Genomic DNA, 16,654 nt, shown 5'->3' with positions numbered 1-16,654 from the left:
AGATACACGCCATCCGCCAGGAATATCACCTATGAGATACACACCATCCGGCAGGAATATCAGTATCCCACCACTTTTTGCAGAATATCGATGTACACCGGCATCAGCGGGTGGCGGATCAACGTCACCAGCGCGACAATCCCCATCCCCAGCACCATTGGTGCCAGCCAGAGCAGACGTCCTTTTGGCAGGTAGTGCGTTAAACGATCCGTCGCGGCTTTTCCGCTGCGCCACAGACGCCAGCACAGCCAGCCGCCAAGCCATAGCAGAACGGCTGTCGCCAGCAGCAGCCACTTAAACTCGCCGCTTTGCATTCCCGCCGGAATATCAATTGCCGCACCGGCCAGAATCCCCGGCAGAAAGTAAAACGGCGGCCAGAGTACGCAACCAATAATATTTGGCGTGATGAATTTCGCCACCGGCAGATCCAGCATCCCGGCGACCATCGGCACCAGCGGGCGCGTCGGTCCGACAAAACGCCCCACAAGAATCGTGAACATACTGTGCTGATGCAGCGCGTGCTCGGTTTTATCCAACAACGCCTTGTTCTTTTTCATGAACGACCAGCGATGCAGCGGTTTTTTGAAGCGCCAGCCCAGCCAGAACGAGATCCAGTCGCCAAGCAGACAGCCGATAATTCCCGCCAGCCAGGCATGCCAGAAGTTAAGCTCCCCGCTGCCGATCAGGGCACCCAGCCCGGCCATCATTACCGTTCCCGGTAAAATCAACCCCACCAGCGCCAGCGATTCCAGGAAGGCCACCAGCGCCACAGCAATCAAAGAGTACATGGCGGACTGGAGAATGAAATGTTCCAGCAATGCTTGCATAATGCGTCCGTCAGATTTACGAAGCAGGGATTCTGCTAACCCATCCCTGCTTCGTCAAGCCATCAATTGTCTGAATCGTTACAGGTTATGACATCTTTACGGGCACATCATTCACTTTTTCTTCACAACCCGCGCGGAACTCGCTTGGGCTGGCACCGGTACATTTTTTAAAGACGCGGGAGAAATAGAGCTGATCGTCGAACCCGACATTGCGTCCGACGGTGGCAATCGGCATACGTGTCGTACTGAGCAGCAGTTTCGCCTGGCTAATGCGCTGATCCTCACGCCAGCTCAGCACGCTAATGCCCAACTGTTGACGGAACAGGTGCGACAGGCGCGACGGCGACAGGCAGACGTGCTGGGCTACGCTTGCAATATCAAAATGGCTGTCCGCCAGATGATCGCTGATGTACTGACAGGCATCGCGCACGCGGTTATCCATCGGCGGGTGCAGCGACGCATTGATCGCTTCCATACGCCGCAGCAGTAGCTGCTCCAGCAGGTTGATCGCCAGCAGCTCGCAGTAGCGACCTTCCCCCTGTCCGGCGCTGATAATCTGGCCGAACAGTTCATTAAAGTGCGGCTGGTGCACCTCGTCCGGGCGAAAAAAACCGGTCTGCGCAAAGATGGACGGCCAGGTCAACCACTCCTGCCAGTAAGCGCGAGGACGAAAGTAAACCCACTGGTGATACCACTCGCTGGCATCCGGGTGGCGCCCGTAGTGATGTATTTCGCCCGGCGGAAACAGCAAAATATCGCCCGGTCGGCAGACAAACTCTCTGCCGTGATTTTTAATCACCCCTTCCCCCCGAATCGTAAGGTTAAGGATATAGCCTTTCATCCCCAACGGCCTGTCGATAAAAAAATCCAGATATCCGTTGGCATCTATCGGCGTTAAACCAGCAACCAGATGCGCGTTAAACGAGTACCCCGGCAGGAGAGGGTCATTTTGCGGTTCAGCCATAATTTCACGACTCCCGAGGTTCAGTGAGGAAACAAATTGTCCATATTACGCAAGGCGGCATTGTTTGCGCCCTGCCTCGCCGCCGCAATGTCATTGGCAGACCATCAATCCCGCTTGTGAAAAGCATTATGTAACAACTCTGCGCGGTGACTGCGACAAAAACGGGTAACAAAAGTGTCTATAACTAGAGCAGAAATGTCCACATTGATTATTTGCACGGCGTCACACTTTGCGATGCCATAGCATTTTAATCCATAAGATTAGCGGATCCTACCTGACGTTTTTTATCCCCACTCACTACTGTTTCTCCATACCCGTATTTCTGGATGGAGTAAGAGGATGGCAATTGCAATTGGCCTCGATTTTGGCAGTGATTCTGTACGCGCGCTGGCAGTGGAATGCGCCACCGGCGAAGAGATCGCCACCAGCGTTGAGTGGTACCCGCGCTGGCAGGAAGGGCGTTACTGTGACGCGCCGAACAACCGGTTCCGCCATCATCCGCGCGACTACATGGAGTCGATGGAAGCAGCGCTGAAAAGCGTACTGGCTGAACTGAGCGCGGCGCAGCGCGCGGAGGTCGTTGGGATTGGCGTCGACAGTACGGGCTCAACGCCAGCGCCAATTGACGCCGATGGCAACGTGCTGGCGCTCCGGGAAGAGTTCGCGGAAAACCCGAATGCGATGTTCGTCCTGTGGAAAGATCACACATCGGTGGAAGAAGCCGAAGCGATTACCCGTCTGTGCCATACGCCGGGCAAGGTCGATTACTCCCGCTACATCGGCGGTATTTACTCCAGCGAATGGTTTTGGGCAAAGATCCTTCATGTTACCCGCGAAGACAGCGCGGTCGCCGAGGCCGCCGTCTCCTGGATTGAACTGTGCGACTGGGTGCCTGCCCTGCTTTCTGGCACCACGCGTCCACAGGATCTCCGCCGGGGTCGCTGTAGCGCCGGGCATAAATCACTGTGGCATGAAAGCTGGGGCGGTCTGCCGCCCGCCAGCTTCTTCGACGAACTCGACCCACTGATTAACCAGCATTTGCAGTATCCCCTGTTCACAGACACGTTCACCGCCGATCTGCCGGTTGGGACATTGTGCGCCGAGTGGGCGCAGCGCCTCGGTCTGCCGGAAAATGTCGTCATCTCCGGTGGCGCGTTCGACTGCCACATGGGTGCCGTCGGCGCGGGTGCGCAGCCCAACGCGCTGGTGAAAGTGATTGGTACCTCAACCTGCGACATCCTGATTGCGGATAAACAAAGCGTCGGCGAGCGCGCCGTGAAAGGCATTTGCGGGCAAGTCGACGGCAGCGTGGTGCCCGGTTTCATCGGTCTGGAGGCGGGGCAATCTGCCTTTGGCGATATCTATGCATGGTTTGGCCGCATTCTCGGCTGGCCGCTGGAGCAACTTGCCGCGCAGCACCCGGAACTGAAAGCGCAGATTAACGCCAGTCAGAAGCAACTGCTGCCGGCATTAACCGAAGCCTGGGCGAAGAACCCGTCGCTGGATCACCTGCCGGTGGTGCTTGACTGGTTTAACGGTCGCCGTACGCCGAACGCAAACCAGCGTCTGAAAGGGGTGATGACCGATCTGAATCTGGCCACAGACGCCCCGGCGATGTTTGGCGGGCTGATCGCGGCGACCGCCTTTGGCGCGCGGGCCATTATGGAATGCTTTACCGAACAAGGCATTGCGGTCAACAACGTGATGGCGCTGGGCGGCATCGCCCGGAAAAACAAAGTCATTATGCAGGCCTGCTGCGATGTGCTGAACCGTCCGCTACAAATCGTCGCCTCCGATCAGTGCTGTGCACTCGGTGCAGCCATCTTCGCCGCCGTGGCGGCCAACGTGTATGCCGATATTCCTGCGGCCCAGCGGAAAATGGCCAGCGCAGTGGAAAACACACTGCAACCTCGCCCCGAACAGGCGCAACGTTTCGAACAGCTCTATCGTCGCTACCAGCAGTGGGCGGTAAGCGCTGAACAACATTATCTTCCGACTGCCACCCCGGTAAATACTGCGCCGGCTGACCAGGCAACCCTGACTCACTAAGGACACGACAATGACTATTTTTGATAACTATGAAGTGTGGTTTGTAATTGGCAGCCAGCACTTGTACGGCCCTGAGACGCTGCGTCAGGTGACTCAGCACGCTGAGCACGTCGTCAAGGCGCTGAATACCGAAGCCAAACTGCCCTGCAAGCTGGTGTTAAAACCGCTGGGGACCACACCGGATGAGATCACCGCCATTTGCCGTGACGCTAACTATGACGAACGCTGTGCGGGTCTGGTGGTCTGGTTGCATACCTTCTCTCCGGCCAAAATGTGGATCAACGGCCTGACGACGCTCAACAAGCCACTGCTGCAATTCCACACCCAGTTCAATGCCGCCCTGCCGTGGGACAGCATTGATATGGACTTTATGAACCTGAACCAGACCGCGCACGGCGGTCGTGAGTTCGGTTTCATTGGCGCACGTATGCGTCAACAGCACGCGGTCGTAACCGGTCACTGGCAGGACCCACAGGCGCAGCAGCGCATCGGTTCCTGGATGCGCCATGCGGTATCGAAACAGGATACCCGTCATCTGAAAGTGTGCCGCTTTGGCGATAACATGCGTGAAGTGGCGGTCACCGATGGCGATAAAGTCGCCGCGCAGATCAAGTTCGGCTTCTCGGTTAACACCTGGGCGGTCGGCGATCTGGTGCAGGTGGTCAATTCCATCAGCGATGGTGACATCAACGCCCTGATTGATGAATACGAAAGCAGCTATACCCTGACCGCCGCCACTCAGGTTCACGGCGAAAAACGCCAGAACGTGCTGGAAGCAGCGCGGATCGAGTTGGGTATGAAGCGCTTTCTGGAACAGGGTGGCTTCCACGCGTTCACCACCACCTTTGAAGATTTACACGGTCTGAAACAGCTTCCGGGTCTGGCCGTACAGCGTCTGATGCAGCAAGGCTATGGCTTTGCCGGCGAAGGCGACTGGAAAACTGCCGCTCTGCTTCGCATCATGAAAGTGATGTCAACCGGTCTGCAGGGCGGCACCTCTTTTATGGAGGATTACACCTATCACTTCGAAAAAGGCAACGATCTGGTGCTCGGCTCCCATATGCTGGAAGTCTGCCCGACCATCGCCGTGGAAGACAAACCGATCCTCAACGTCCAGCATCTCGGCATTGGCGGTAAAGATGCCCCTGCCCGCCTGATCTTCAACACCCAAACCGGTCCGGCGATCGTTGCCAGCCTGATCGACCTCGGCGATCGCTACCGTCTGCTGGTCAACGGCATCGACACCGTGAAGACCCCGCACGCGCTGCCAAAATTGCCCGTCGCGAACGCACTGTGGAAAGCGCAGCCGGATCTACCGACCGCGTCTGAAGCGTGGATCCTGGCCGGCGGTGCGCACCATACCGTCTTCAGTCATGCACTGGATCTGAACGACATGCGTCAGTTCGCCGAAATGCACGATATCGAAATCACCGTGATTGATAACGATACGCGCCTGCCCGCCTTCAAGGACGCGCTGCGCTGGAACGAAGTGTATTACGGCTTTAAACGTTAAGCGAATGGTTGCCTGATGGCGCTTTGCTTATCAGGCCTACCTCTCTGCGTAGGCCTGAAAAGGCGTTTACGCCGTCATCAGGCAGGGAGAAAAACATGCTAGAAAATCTCAAACGTCAGGTGCTGGAAGCGAATCTGGCGCTGCCAACGCACAACCTGGTCACCCTCACCTGGGGGAACGTCAGCGCGGTCGATCGCGAGCGCGGCGTCTTTGTGATCAAACCTTCCGGCGTCGATTACAGCGTAATGACCGCAGAAGATATGGTGGTTGTCAGCATCGCGACAGGGGAAGTGGTTGAAGGTAAGAAAAAGCCGTCGTCCGATACGCCGACGCACCGTCTGCTGTACCAGGCTTTTCCCACTATTGGCGGTATTGTGCATACCCATTCGCGCCATGCGACCATCTGGGCGCAGGCCGGACAGCCCATTCCGGCAACGGGGACCACGCACGCCGACTATTTCTATGGCGCCATTCCCTGCACCCGCAAAATGACCGACAGCGAAATCAACGGCGAGTATGAGTGGGAAACCGGCAACGTGATTGTCGAAACCTTTGCAAAACAGGGCATCGACGCCGCGCAGATGCCAGGGGTGCTGGTGCATTCACACGGACCCTTCGCGTGGGGGAAAAATGCCGAAGACGCCGTGCATAACGCCATCGTCTTAGAAGAGGTCGCCTATATGGGCATTTTCTGCCGCCAGCTCGCGCCACAGTTACCGGATATGCAGCAAACGCTGCTGGACAAGCATTATCTGCGCAAACACGGGGCTAAAGCCTATTACGGGCAGTAACATGCAATAAGCGCTCGTCAGACCGTTGCGCTTTCCCTTATTATCAGGCTCCATACCCAATGGATTTCGAGTCGCATTGCGATGGCTTTTCCATGAATCCCCAGAAGCATAGATAATATGATGTGACTGGGGTGAACAGAAGAAGCCAACAAAAATGCGGCTTGAACGACGAAGGGAATCTATTCCGCGAATGCGCTTAGCACTCCCCTCACTGGAGCTGAGATATTCAACACATCGTCAGAGTCGTCACATTCCTCATCGTCGTTATCGCTGCCGTGTTTACCTGGAACGCGGTCGCTATTTATCAGTTCAGTCTGGAAGATGAGACGCGACCTGCGGACTGCGCAATTGTTGCAGGCGCTGGCGTCGATGGAGGGCGACCGTCACCGGTCTTTGAAGCCAGACTGGATCACGCCATTTGGCTTTATCAACAGGGTCTGGTACGCGCGCTGGTGCTAACCGGAGGTTACAGCGCCGGGGCATCCGCTTCCGATGCGGCGATTGCCCGACAATATGTGCTGGGAAAAGGCGTTCCTGCCAGGGCGATTTTTATTGAAGAGCACTCTACGATCACCCGCGAAAATATCCGCTATGCGAAGCAAATCCTGCTGCGCCAGCGGTGGCATACCGCGCTATTGGTGAGCGATCCACTGCATATGCGGCGCCTGAAAACGCTCGCCGAAGATGATGGCATTGAGAGTTGGTCATCCCCCACCTCATCAACCCGTTACCAAACCTGGCTGGCGAAAGCGCGTTTTTTACTTCGTGAATCCTTTTACTACAGTGGATACCTCATCCTGCGGCACACGCCTGTACAAAATAACAGTATCCCTGAGTAAACCAAGCTATAATCATGCCTGGTTTTTTTGATGGATACACAGCGTGGCGCAGTCAGGTTTTATCTTAACCCGGCACTGGCGGGATACGTCGCAGGGAACAGAAGTCACCTTCTGGCTGGCAACAGACAGCGGGCCTTTGCAGGTCACGCTTGCGCCACAGGAATCCGTTGCGTTTATCCCCACCGCACATACCGCCCGCGTCACGTCGTTATTGAGTGCTGAAAATGGCTACCGCCTGACGCCGCTTAACCTTAAAGATTTTCATCGTCAGCCGGTTTCGGGTCTTTACTGTCGCTCGCATCGCCAGTTGATGCGTCTGGAAAAGCTGTTGCGTGAGAACGGCGTGACGGTTTATGAAGGCGATGTCCGCCCGCCGGAACGCTATCTGATGGAACGCTTTATCACTTCGCCGGTGTGGGTTGAAGGTGAGACACGCAACGGTGCCATCATTAATGCGCGATTAAAACCCCATCCCGATTATCGCCCGCCGCTCAAGTGGCTTTCTCTGGATATTGAGACCACCCGCCACGGCGAGTTGTACTGCATTGGACTGGAAGGCTGCGGACAGCGCGTTGTCTATATGCTCGGCCCCGAAAATGGCGAGGCGTCGACGCTCGACTTCCAGCTTGAGTACGTCAACAGTCGCCCGCAACTGCTGGAAAAGCTGAACGAGTGGATTGCCCGCCACGATCCTGACCTCATCATTGGCTGGAATCTGGTGCAGTTCGACCTGCGCGTGTTGCAAAAACATGCTGAGCGCTACCGTATCCCGCTGCGTTTTGGCCGCGATAACAGCGAACTCGAGTGGCGTGAACACGGCTTTAAAAATGGCGTTTTTTTCGCCCAGGCCAAAGGTCGGCTGATTATTGACGGCATTGAGGCGCTGAAGTCTGCCTTCTGGAATTTCTCGTCATTTTCGCTGGAGACCGTTTCGCAGGAACTGCTTGGGGAAGGCAAATCGATCGATAATCCGTGGGATCGCATGGATGAAATCGACAGGCGTTTTGCCGAGGATAAACCCGCGCTCGCCACGTATAACCTGAAAGATTGTGAGCTGGTAACGCGAGTCTTTCATAAAACCGAGATCGTGCCGTTCCTGTTAGAGCGCTCCACGGTCAACGGATTACCTGTCGATCGCCACGGCGGTTCGGTCGCCGCCTTCGGCCATCTCTATTTTCCGCGTATGCACCGCGCCGGGTATGTCGCGCCGAACCTCGGTGAAATTCCGCCTCACGCCAGCCCCGGCGGTTACGTGATGGATTCACGTCCCGGTTTGTATGATTCCGTGCTGGTGCTGGATTACAAAAGCCTGTACCCCTCGATCATTCGCACCTTTTTGATAGACCCCGTCGGTCTGGTGGAAGGGATGGCGCACCCGGATCCCGAACACAGCACCGAAGGGTTCCTCGACGCCTGGTTCTCGCGGGAAAAACACTGCTTGCCGGAGATCGTGACGAATATCTGGCACGGTCGCGACGACGCCAAGCGGCACGGCAACAAACCGCTTTCTCAGGCGCTGAAGATCATCATGAATGCCTTTTACGGTGTGCTCGGCACGACGGCCTGCCGCTTCTTCGATCCCCGCCTGGCCTCGTCGATCACCATGCGCGGTCACGCGATCATGCGCCAGACCAAAGCGCTCATTGAAGCCCAGGGGTATGACGTGATTTATGGTGATACCGACTCCACCTTCGTCTGGCTGAAACGCGCCCACACGGAAGAGGAAGCGGCGAAAATTGGCCGTGCGCTGGTGGAACACGTCAACGCCTGGTGGACGCAGTCGCTACAAGAGAAAAATCTCACCAGCGCGCTGGAACTGGAATATGAAACGCATTTCTGCCGCTTTCTGATGCCCACCATCCGCGGGGCGGATACCGGCAGCAAAAAACGCTATGCGGGCCTGATTCAGGAAGGAGAGCGCCAGCGAATGGTGTTTAAAGGTCTGGAAACCGTGCGCACCGACTGGACGCCGCTGGCGCAACAGTTCCAGCAGGAGTTGTATCTGCGTATTTTTCGTAATGAACCGTATCAGGATTACGTTCGCGACACCATTGATCGACTGATGGCAGGTGAACTGGACGATCGCCTGGTCTATCGCAAGCGCCTGCGTCGACCGTTGAGCGAGTACCAGCGCAACGTCCCGCCGCACGTGCGCGCCGCCAGACTGGCTGACGAAGAAAACCTGAAGCGGGGACGTCCGGCGCAGTACCAGAACCGCGGCACTATCCAGTATGTCTGGACCCTGAACGGCCCGGAGCCGAAGGATTATCAACACTCGCCGCTGGATTATGAACACTATCTGACGCGCCAGCTTCAGCCCGTCGCGGAAGGAATTCTTCCCTTCATTGATGATAACTTTGCTACACTACTGACAGGCCAATTAGGGTTATTTTGACGCGTGACGAATCCATCGCCATCCATTACCATAGCGCCCTTTCCATTCCTGGACCCAATTTACCGTTCTGCCATAGCATCTCCCTGGCAGAGGGTGATTATTGCCTGCAATTAAAGAAATAGAGCCGAACAAATATGCCTTTTACACTTGGTCAACGCTGGATCAGCGATACAGAAAGCGAACTGGGACTTGGAACCGTCGTCGCAATGGATGCGCGCACCGTCACTTTACTTTTCCCCTCCACTGGTGAAAACCGTCTGTATGCGCGTAGCGACTCCCCCGTGACCCGCGTGATGTTCAACCCTGGCGATACCATTACCAGCCATGAAGGCTGGCAACTGCAAATCGATGAAGTAAAAGAAGAAAGCGGTTTGCTTGCCTACATTGGTACCCGTCTTGATACCGAAGAAACCGGCGTGACGCTGCGTGAAGTTCTGCTCGACAGTAAACTGGCGTTCAGTAAACCGCAGGATCGTCTGTTTGCCGGTCAGATTGACCGCATGGACCGGTTTGCGCTGCGCTATCGCGCGCGTAAATTTCAGAGCGAACAGTACCGTATGCCGTGGAGCGGTCTGCGCGGACAGCGCACCAGTCTGATCCCTCACCAGTTAAACATCGCCCACGACGTGGGGCGTCGTCATGCGCCGCGCGTGCTGTTGGCGGATGAAGTGGGTCTGGGGAAAACCATTGAAGCCGGGATGATCCTGCACCAACAACTGCTGTCCGGCGCGGCAGAACGCGTGCTGGTCATTGTGCCGGAAACGTTACAACATCAGTGGCTGGTCGAAATGCTGCGCCGTTTTAACCTGCGTTTTGCCCTGTTTGACGACGAACGCTACGCCGAAGCACAGCACGATGCGCTGAACCCGTTTGAAACCGAACAGCTGGTTATCTGTTCACTGGATTTCGCCCGCCGCAACAAACAGCGGCTGGAACATCTGTGTGATGCCGAGTGGGATCTGCTGGTTGTCGATGAAGCCCACCACCTTGTCTGGAGCGAAGAGGCACCGAGCCGCGAGTATCTGGCGATAGAACAACTGGCGGAACGTGTGCCAGGCGTACTCTTGCTGACCGCCACCCCGGAACAACTGGGTATGGAAAGTCACTTTGCGCGTCTGCGCCTGCTGGATCCCAACCGCTTCCACGATTTCGAACAATTTGTTGAAGAGCAGAAAAACTATCGTCCGGTGGCCGACGCCGTCGCTATGCTGCTGGCCGGTAACAAACTCAGCAATGAAGAGCTCAACATGCTGGGTGAACTGATCGGCGAGCAGGATATAGAGCCGCTGCTGCAAACCGCCAATAGCGACCGTGACGGTGCGCAGAACGCGCGTCAGGAACTGGTCTCCATGCTGATGGACCGCCACGGCACCAGCCGCGTGCTGTTCCGTAACACCCGTAACGGCGTGAAAGGCTTCCCGAAACGCGAACTGCACACCATTAAGCTGCCGCTGCCGACGCAGTATCAGACTGCTATTAAAGTGTCCGGCATCATGGGGGCCCGCAAAAACGCCGAGGACAGAGCGCGCGATATGCTCTATCCGGAACAGATTTATCAGGAATTTGAAGGCGATACCGGCACCTGGTGGAACTTCGACCCGCGCGTTGAGTGGCTGATGGGCTACCTGACCAGCCATCGCTCGCAGAAAGTGCTGGTGATCTGCGCGAAGGCGACAACCGCCCTGCAGCTGGAGCAAGTGCTGCGCGAACGTGAAGGTATCCGCGCCGCCGTCTTCCACGAAGGCATGTCAATTATCGAACGCGACCGCGCCGCCGCCTGGTTTGGCGAAGAGGACAGCGGCGCGCAGGTGCTGTTGTGTTCAGAAATTGGCTCAGAAGGACGTAACTTCCAGTTTGCCAGCAACCTGGTGATGTTCGACCTGCCGTTTAACCCGGACCTGCTGGAGCAGCGTATTGGCCGCCTCGACCGTATCGGCCAGGCGCACGATATCCAAATCCATGTCCCATACTTAGAGAAAACCGCCCAGTCGGTGCTGGTTCGCTGGTATCACGAAGGTCTGGACGCGTTCGAACACACCTGCCCGACCGGTCGCGCCATCTATGACATGGTCTACAGCAACCTGATCAACTATCTGGCGGCCCCCGAAGAGACCGACGGCTTTGATGAATTGATCAAAACCTGTCGCGAACAGCATGAAGCGCTGAAGCTACAACTGGAGCAGGGCCGTGACCGCCTGCTGGAGATCCATTCCAACGGCGGCGAAAAGGCGCAACAACTGGCTGAAAGCATCGAAGAGCAGGATGATGACACTAACCTTATCGCCTTTGCCATGAACCTGTTTGATATCGTGGGGATTAATCAGGACGATCGCGGTGAAAACCTGATTGTGCTGACCCCGTCCGATCACATGCTGGTCCCGGATTTTCCAGGCCTGCCGGAAGACGGCTGCACCATTACCTTTGAGCGTGACGTGGCGCTGTCGCGTGAAGATGCCCAGTTTATTACCTGGGAACACCCGCTGATTCGTAACGGTCTGGACCTCATCCTCTCCGGCGATACCGGCAGCAGCACCATTTCGTTGCTGAAGAACAAAGCCTTGCCGGTTGGAACGCTGCTGCTGGAACTGGTCTATGTCGTTGAGGCGCAGGCGCCGAAACAGCTTCAGCTTAACCGCTTCCTGCCGCCAACGCCGGTACGCATGCTGCTGGATAAAAACGGCAATAACCTCGCCGCACAGGTAGAGTTTGAAACCTTCAACCGCCAGCTGAGCGCCGTTAACCGCCACACCGGCAGCAAGCTGGTCAACGCGGTGCAGCAGGATGTACATGCGATTCTGCAACTGGGTGAGGCGCAGGTTGAGAAGTCTGCCCGCGCCCTGATTGACGCCGCGCGTAATGAAGCGGATGAAAAACTGTCTGGCGAACTGTCGCGCCTGGAAGCGCTACGCGCCGTCAACCCGAACATACGTGATGACGAACTTGCGGCAATTGAAAGCAACCGCCAGCAGGTGCTGGAAAGCCTCGATCAGGCGGGATGGCGTCTGGATTCACTGCGTCTCATCGTCGTCACGCATCAGTAACGGAGCCGAAAATGGGGATGGAAAACTACAATCCGCCACAGGATCCCTGGCTGGTGATCCTGTATCAGGATGAGCACATAATAGTAGTCAACAAGCCGAGCGGCCTGTTATCTGTGCCGGGGCGTCTTGAGGAACATAAAGACAGCGTGATGACGCGTATTCAACGCGACTATCCGCAGGCAGAATCTGTGCATCGTCTGGATATGGCGACCAGCGGCGTGATTGTAGTCGCCCTCACCAAAGCGGCAGAGCGGGAGTTGAAGCGTCAGTTTCGCGAGCGTGAGCCGAAAAAACAGTATGTGGCGCGGGTATGGGGACATCCCGCGCCCGCAGAGGGACTGGTGGATTTACCGCTGATCTGCGACTGGCCGAATCGCCCGAAGCAGAAAGTGTGTTATGAAACCGGCAAAGCGGCGCAGACCGAATATGAAGTGGTGGAGTTTGCGGCAGATAACACTGCGCGAGTCGTGTTGAAGCCCATCACCGGACGTTCGCATCAACTGCGCGTCCATATGCTGGCGCTAGGTCATCCGATTCTCGGTGACCGCTTTTATGCGCCACCCGACGCGCTGGCGATGGCCCCCCGACTGCAACTGCATGCCGAGATGCTGACCATCACCCACCCCGCGTACGGCAATAGCATGACGTTTAAAGCGCCGGCGGATTTTTAACAATAATGCCTGATGGCGCTACGCTTATCAGGCCTACGTTCGGGCGTTGTAGGCCGGATAAGACGCGTTGCGTCGCCATCCGGCAAAACCATTATTTAAAGCCTTTCTGTTCTTTGATCAGCTCGTAAGCCTTCTGAATTTCCTGCGCTTTTTGCTTCGCCATCTCCATCATTTCGGGCGGTAGACCTTTCGCCACCAGCTTATCCGGATGGTGCTCGCTCATCTGCTTACGGTAAGCGCGTTTGATGGTGGTCGCATCGTCAGTGGGTTTAACCCCCAGTACGTTGCAGGCATCCTCCAGCGTCGGGCCACGCTGCGCCTGCTGCCAGCCACCGCCGCCGGACTGCTGCTGATAGCCGCCGCCAAACTGCGCGCCACCCTGCATCATACGCAGGAACTGATCGAACTGAGTACGGGAAATGCCCAGCTCTTCGGCAATCACATACAGCACTTCACGCTCGTTGGGATGCAGCGATCCGTCGGCAAACGCCGCCTGAATCTGAATTTCGAGAAACATGCGAATCAGATCGAAACGGCCAAAACAGACGCTACGAAACTGGCGCATTTTTTCACGTAACGGGTAATTATCTGATTTTCCGATGCGGAACGCATTTTGCGCAGCCGATCGCGATTCACCGTGCAAATTCATCCGATCCATCAGTACATTAGCGACATGAATATCTGCTTCGGTGACGCGCCCTTTCGATTTGGTTAAGTGCCCCATCACCTCAAAGGTGGTGGCAAAAAACAGCGCCTGACGCTCACGCTGGTTGGCAAACCACGCCATTTTTCGGCTGCGGGCCTTATCGAACATGTGGCCGATCAACAGCCCCAGAACCACGCCCCAAAAGCCGCCGCCCATGAGCAGAGCCATGGCCACGCCAATTATTTTTCCCCAGTACTGCATAGACTCCCCAATTTGTCTCACTCCCGGTGAGGCCAGGTCCCACAAAACAAGCGGCTTTTTACGATCTTCCGGCTACGGTCAATTGTGGGACATCGCCTATAATTTGCATTATCATACCTGTCATTCACAGCCGTGACTAACACCACAGACGCTATAGCGGCAGGATTAACACTAGCGCTACGAACATGAGTAAGTTAGGCTGTGGCGGTTTGTCACGCGCGACGCTACTGATGATGGAACAATAAAATACAACGTATGAAAAAACGTATTCCCACCCTCCTGGCCACCATGATTGCCACAGCCCTTTACAGTCAACAGGGTCTGGCAGCCAGTCTCGCCTCACAGTGTATGTTAGGCGTGCCAAGCTATGACCGTCCTCTGGTGCAGGGCGAGACAAATGAACTCCCCGTCACAATTAATGCCGATCACGCGAAAGGGAATTATCCCGATGACGCGGTGTTTACCGGCAATGTGGACATCATGCAGGGCAACAGTCGACTGCAGGCCGATGAGGTACAGCTTCATCAGAAAGAGGCTCAGGGTCAGCCTGAGCCCGTGCGTACCGTCGATGCGCTCGGCAACGTCCATTACGATGACAACCAGGTTATCCTGAAAGGACCGAAGGGTTGGGCGAACCTGAACACCAAAGATACCAACGTCTGGGAAGGTGACTACCAGATGGTGGGCCGTCAGGGGCGTGGTAAAGCCGACCTGATGAAACAGCGCGGCGAGAACCGCTATACCATTCTTGAGAACGGGACCTTCACCTCCTGTCTGCCGGGTTCTGATACCTGGAGCGTCGTCGGTAGCGAAGTGATTCACGACCGCGAAGAGCAGGTCGCGGAAATCTGGAACGCCCGCTTTAAGCTGGGTCCGGTTCCTGTTTTTTACAGTCCGTATTTGCAGTTGCCGGTGGGGGATAAACGCCGCTCCGGTTTCCTGATCCCCAACGCCAAGTATTCGTCGAAGAACTATTTTGAGTTCTATCTGCCGTATTACTGGAACATCGCGCCAAACATGGATGCGACCCTGACGCCGCACTATATGCACCGTCGTGGCGGGGTGATGTGGGAGAACGAATTCCGTTACCTGAGTCAGGCGGGCGCTGGCCTGATGGAGTTCGACTATCTCAATTCCGACCGCGTCTACAGCGATGAGCACCCGAAGGATGACAACTCGCGCCGCTGGTTATTCTACTGGCAACACTCGGGTGTCATGGATCAGGTGTGGCGTTTCAACGTCAACTACACCAAGGTCAGTGACTCCAGCTACTTTAACGATTTCGATAACAAGTACGGTTCCAGTACCGACGGTTACGCCACGCAGAAATTCAGCGTGGGCTACGCGGTGCAGAACTTTGACGCGACGGTCTCTACCAAGCAGTTCCAGGTGTTCGATACGGCAAACAGCAAAAGCTATTCCGCGCAGCCGCAGTTAGACGTCAACTTCTACCAGAACGATCTGGGTCCGTTTGATACCCGCATTTACGGTCAGGCCGTGCATTTTGTGAATACCAATGACAACATGCCGGAAGCGACGCGTCTGCACCTGGAGCCGACCATCAACCTGCCGCTGTCAAACCAGTGGGGCAGCATCAACACCGAAGCGAAGCTGCTGGCGACCCACTATCAGCAGACCAATCTGGACTGGTATAATAATAACCCTAAAAATACTCAGTTGGATGATAACGCCAACCGCGTGATGCCGCAGTTTAAAGTCGACGGTAAGATGGTCTTTGAACGGGATATGAATATGCTCGCGCCGGGTTACACCCAGACGCTGGAGCCGCGCGCGCAGTACCTGTACGTGCCGTATCGTGACCAGAGCGGCATTTACAACTACGACTCTTCCCTGCTGCAATCTGACTATACCGGCCTGTTCCGTGACCGCAGCTATGGCGGTCTGGACCGTATTGCTTCCGCTAACCAGGTCACGACCGGCGTCACATCTCGCGTTTATGATGACGCTGCCGTTGAACGTTTTAACGTTTCCGTTGGTCAAATCTACTATTTCACGGAGTCTCGCACCGGCGATGACAATATCCAATGGGAGAACGATGATCAGACAGGTTCGTTAGTATGGGCAGGTGACACCTACTGGCGTATTTCGGATCGCTGGGGTCTGCGCGGCGGCATTCAGTACGACACTCGTCTGGACAGCGTCGCCACCAGCAGCTCCAGTCTTGAATACCGTCGCGATGAAGACCGCCTCATACAGTTGAATTACCGTTACGCCAGCCCGGAGTATATTCAGGCGACATTGCCAAGGAACAGTGAGGATAATCGCTGGAAAGCTGAACAGTACAAAAACGGGATCAGCCAGATCGGTACCGTTGCCAGTTGGCCGATTGCTGACCGCTGGTCCATTGTCGGCGCTTATTATTTTGATACGAATGTGAATAAACCTGCCGACCAAATGTTAGGTGTGCAGTACAACTCCTGCTGTTATGCAATTCGCGTCGGTTACGAGCGTAAGCTGAACGGTTGGGATAGCGATAAAGAACACGCGGTATATGACAACGTGATTGGCTTTAACATCGAACTTCGCGGCCTGAGTTCCAACTACGGTCTCGGCACGAGCGAGATGTTGCGTTCCAACATTTTGCCATATCAAAACTCTTTGTGATCTGATTGATTTACCACGTAATCCGCAGTGCG

Annotated in this window: 11 protein-coding genes; 8 read left to right on the top strand and 3 right to left on the bottom strand. The window is 55.8% G+C overall.

Annotated elements, in window-relative coordinates:
• Nucleotides 1-59: 59 nt before the first annotated feature.
• A complete protein-coding gene (locus ACERJC_RS18005) occupies nucleotides 60-827 on the bottom strand; it encodes a DedA family protein (protein WP_286631266.1) in 768 nt (255 codons plus the stop codon).
• An 85-nt stretch (nucleotides 828-912) separates the two neighbouring features.
• Nucleotides 913-1,791, bottom strand: a complete 879-nt coding sequence (gene araC / locus ACERJC_RS18000) for an arabinose operon transcriptional regulator AraC (protein WP_152405892.1) — start codon at nucleotides 1,789-1,791, stop codon at nucleotides 913-915.
• Nucleotides 1,792-2,130: 339 nt separating this feature from the next.
• Here araC and araB point away from each other — a divergent pair, with 339 nt between their 5' ends.
• From araB to rluA, 7 genes are all read left to right on the top strand, one after another.
• On the top strand, nucleotides 2,131-3,840 hold the full coding sequence (gene araB / locus ACERJC_RS17995) for a ribulokinase (protein ID WP_178827710.1): 1,710 nt from the start codon (nucleotides 2,131-2,133) through the stop codon (nucleotides 3,838-3,840).
• Between the two features lie 10 nt (nucleotides 3,841-3,850).
• On the top strand, nucleotides 3,851-5,353 hold the full coding sequence (gene araA, locus ACERJC_RS17990) for an L-arabinose isomerase (protein ID WP_373672189.1): 1,503 nt from the start codon (nucleotides 3,851-3,853) through the stop codon (nucleotides 5,351-5,353).
• Nucleotides 5,354-5,448: 95 nt separating this feature from the next.
• On the top strand, nucleotides 5,449-6,144 hold the full coding sequence (araD, locus tag ACERJC_RS17985) for an L-ribulose-5-phosphate 4-epimerase (protein ID WP_152405895.1): 696 nt from the start codon (nucleotides 5,449-5,451) through the stop codon (nucleotides 6,142-6,144).
• 224 nt (nucleotides 6,145-6,368) lie between these two features.
• Complete coding sequence (locus ACERJC_RS17980; protein ID WP_373672238.1) at nucleotides 6,369-6,983, top strand: YdcF family protein; 615 nt, start codon at nucleotides 6,369-6,371, stop codon at nucleotides 6,981-6,983.
• 43 nt (nucleotides 6,984-7,026) lie between these two features.
• Nucleotides 7,027-9,378 (top strand): DNA polymerase II, encoded by a 2,352-nt coding sequence (gene polB / locus ACERJC_RS17975; protein WP_373672188.1) that lies wholly within the window; start codon nucleotides 7,027-7,029, stop codon nucleotides 9,376-9,378.
• Nucleotides 9,379-9,512: 134 nt separating this feature from the next.
• Nucleotides 9,513-12,419: an RNA polymerase-associated protein RapA gene (rapA, locus tag ACERJC_RS17970; RefSeq protein WP_178824966.1), complete on the top strand. Its 2,907-nt coding sequence runs from the start codon at nucleotides 9,513-9,515 to the stop codon at nucleotides 12,417-12,419.
• Between the two features lie 11 nt (nucleotides 12,420-12,430).
• Nucleotides 12,431-13,090, top strand: coding sequence for a bifunctional tRNA pseudouridine(32) synthase/23S rRNA pseudouridine(746) synthase RluA (gene rluA / locus ACERJC_RS17965; protein ID WP_178824968.1), 660 nt, complete (start codon nucleotides 12,431-12,433; stop codon nucleotides 13,088-13,090).
• Nucleotides 13,091-13,181: 91 nt separating this feature from the next.
• Here the strand turns inward: rluA and djlA are convergent, their stop codons facing one another.
• Complete coding sequence (djlA, locus tag ACERJC_RS17960) at nucleotides 13,182-13,997, bottom strand: co-chaperone DjlA (RefSeq protein WP_046475383.1); 816 nt, start codon at nucleotides 13,995-13,997, stop codon at nucleotides 13,182-13,184.
• 255 nt (nucleotides 13,998-14,252) lie between these two features.
• On the opposite strand from djlA, the gene lptD reads away from it, so the two are divergent.
• Nucleotides 14,253-16,622 (top strand): LPS assembly protein LptD, encoded by a 2,370-nt coding sequence (gene lptD, locus ACERJC_RS17955; RefSeq protein WP_373672187.1) that lies wholly within the window; start codon nucleotides 14,253-14,255, stop codon nucleotides 16,620-16,622.
• The last annotated feature ends 32 nt before the right edge of the window (nucleotides 16,623-16,654 follow it).

It is taken from the genome of Citrobacter telavivensis, from assembly GCF_041807075.1.
In the GTDB taxonomy this organism is placed as follows: Bacteria; Pseudomonadota; Gammaproteobacteria; order Enterobacterales; family Enterobacteriaceae; genus Citrobacter_A; species Citrobacter_A telavivensis.
This window is presented reverse-complemented; position numbering and strand designations above follow the sequence as displayed.

Coding starts and splice junctions, on each gene's coding strand:
- ACERJC_RS18005 (WP_286631266.1), bottom strand. CDS start 827: ATGCAAGCATTGCTGGAACATTTCATTCTCCAGTCCGCCATGTACTCT.
- araC (WP_152405892.1), bottom strand. CDS start 1,791: ATGGCTGAACCGCAAAATGACCCTCTCCTGCCGGGGTACTCGTTTAAC.
- araB (WP_178827710.1), top strand. CDS start 2,131: ATGGCAATTGCAATTGGCCTCGATTTTGGCAGTGATTCTGTACGCGCG.
- araA (WP_373672189.1), top strand. CDS start 3,851: ATGACTATTTTTGATAACTATGAAGTGTGGTTTGTAATTGGCAGCCAG.
- araD (WP_152405895.1), top strand. CDS start 5,449: ATGCTAGAAAATCTCAAACGTCAGGTGCTGGAAGCGAATCTGGCGCTG.
- rapA (WP_178824966.1), top strand. CDS start 9,513: ATGCCTTTTACACTTGGTCAACGCTGGATCAGCGATACAGAAAGCGAA.
- rluA (WP_178824968.1), top strand. CDS start 12,431: ATGGGGATGGAAAACTACAATCCGCCACAGGATCCCTGGCTGGTGATC.
- djlA (WP_046475383.1), bottom strand. CDS start 13,997: ATGCAGTACTGGGGAAAAATAATTGGCGTGGCCATGGCTCTGCTCATG.
- lptD (WP_373672187.1), top strand. CDS start 14,253: ATGAAAAAACGTATTCCCACCCTCCTGGCCACCATGATTGCCACAGCC.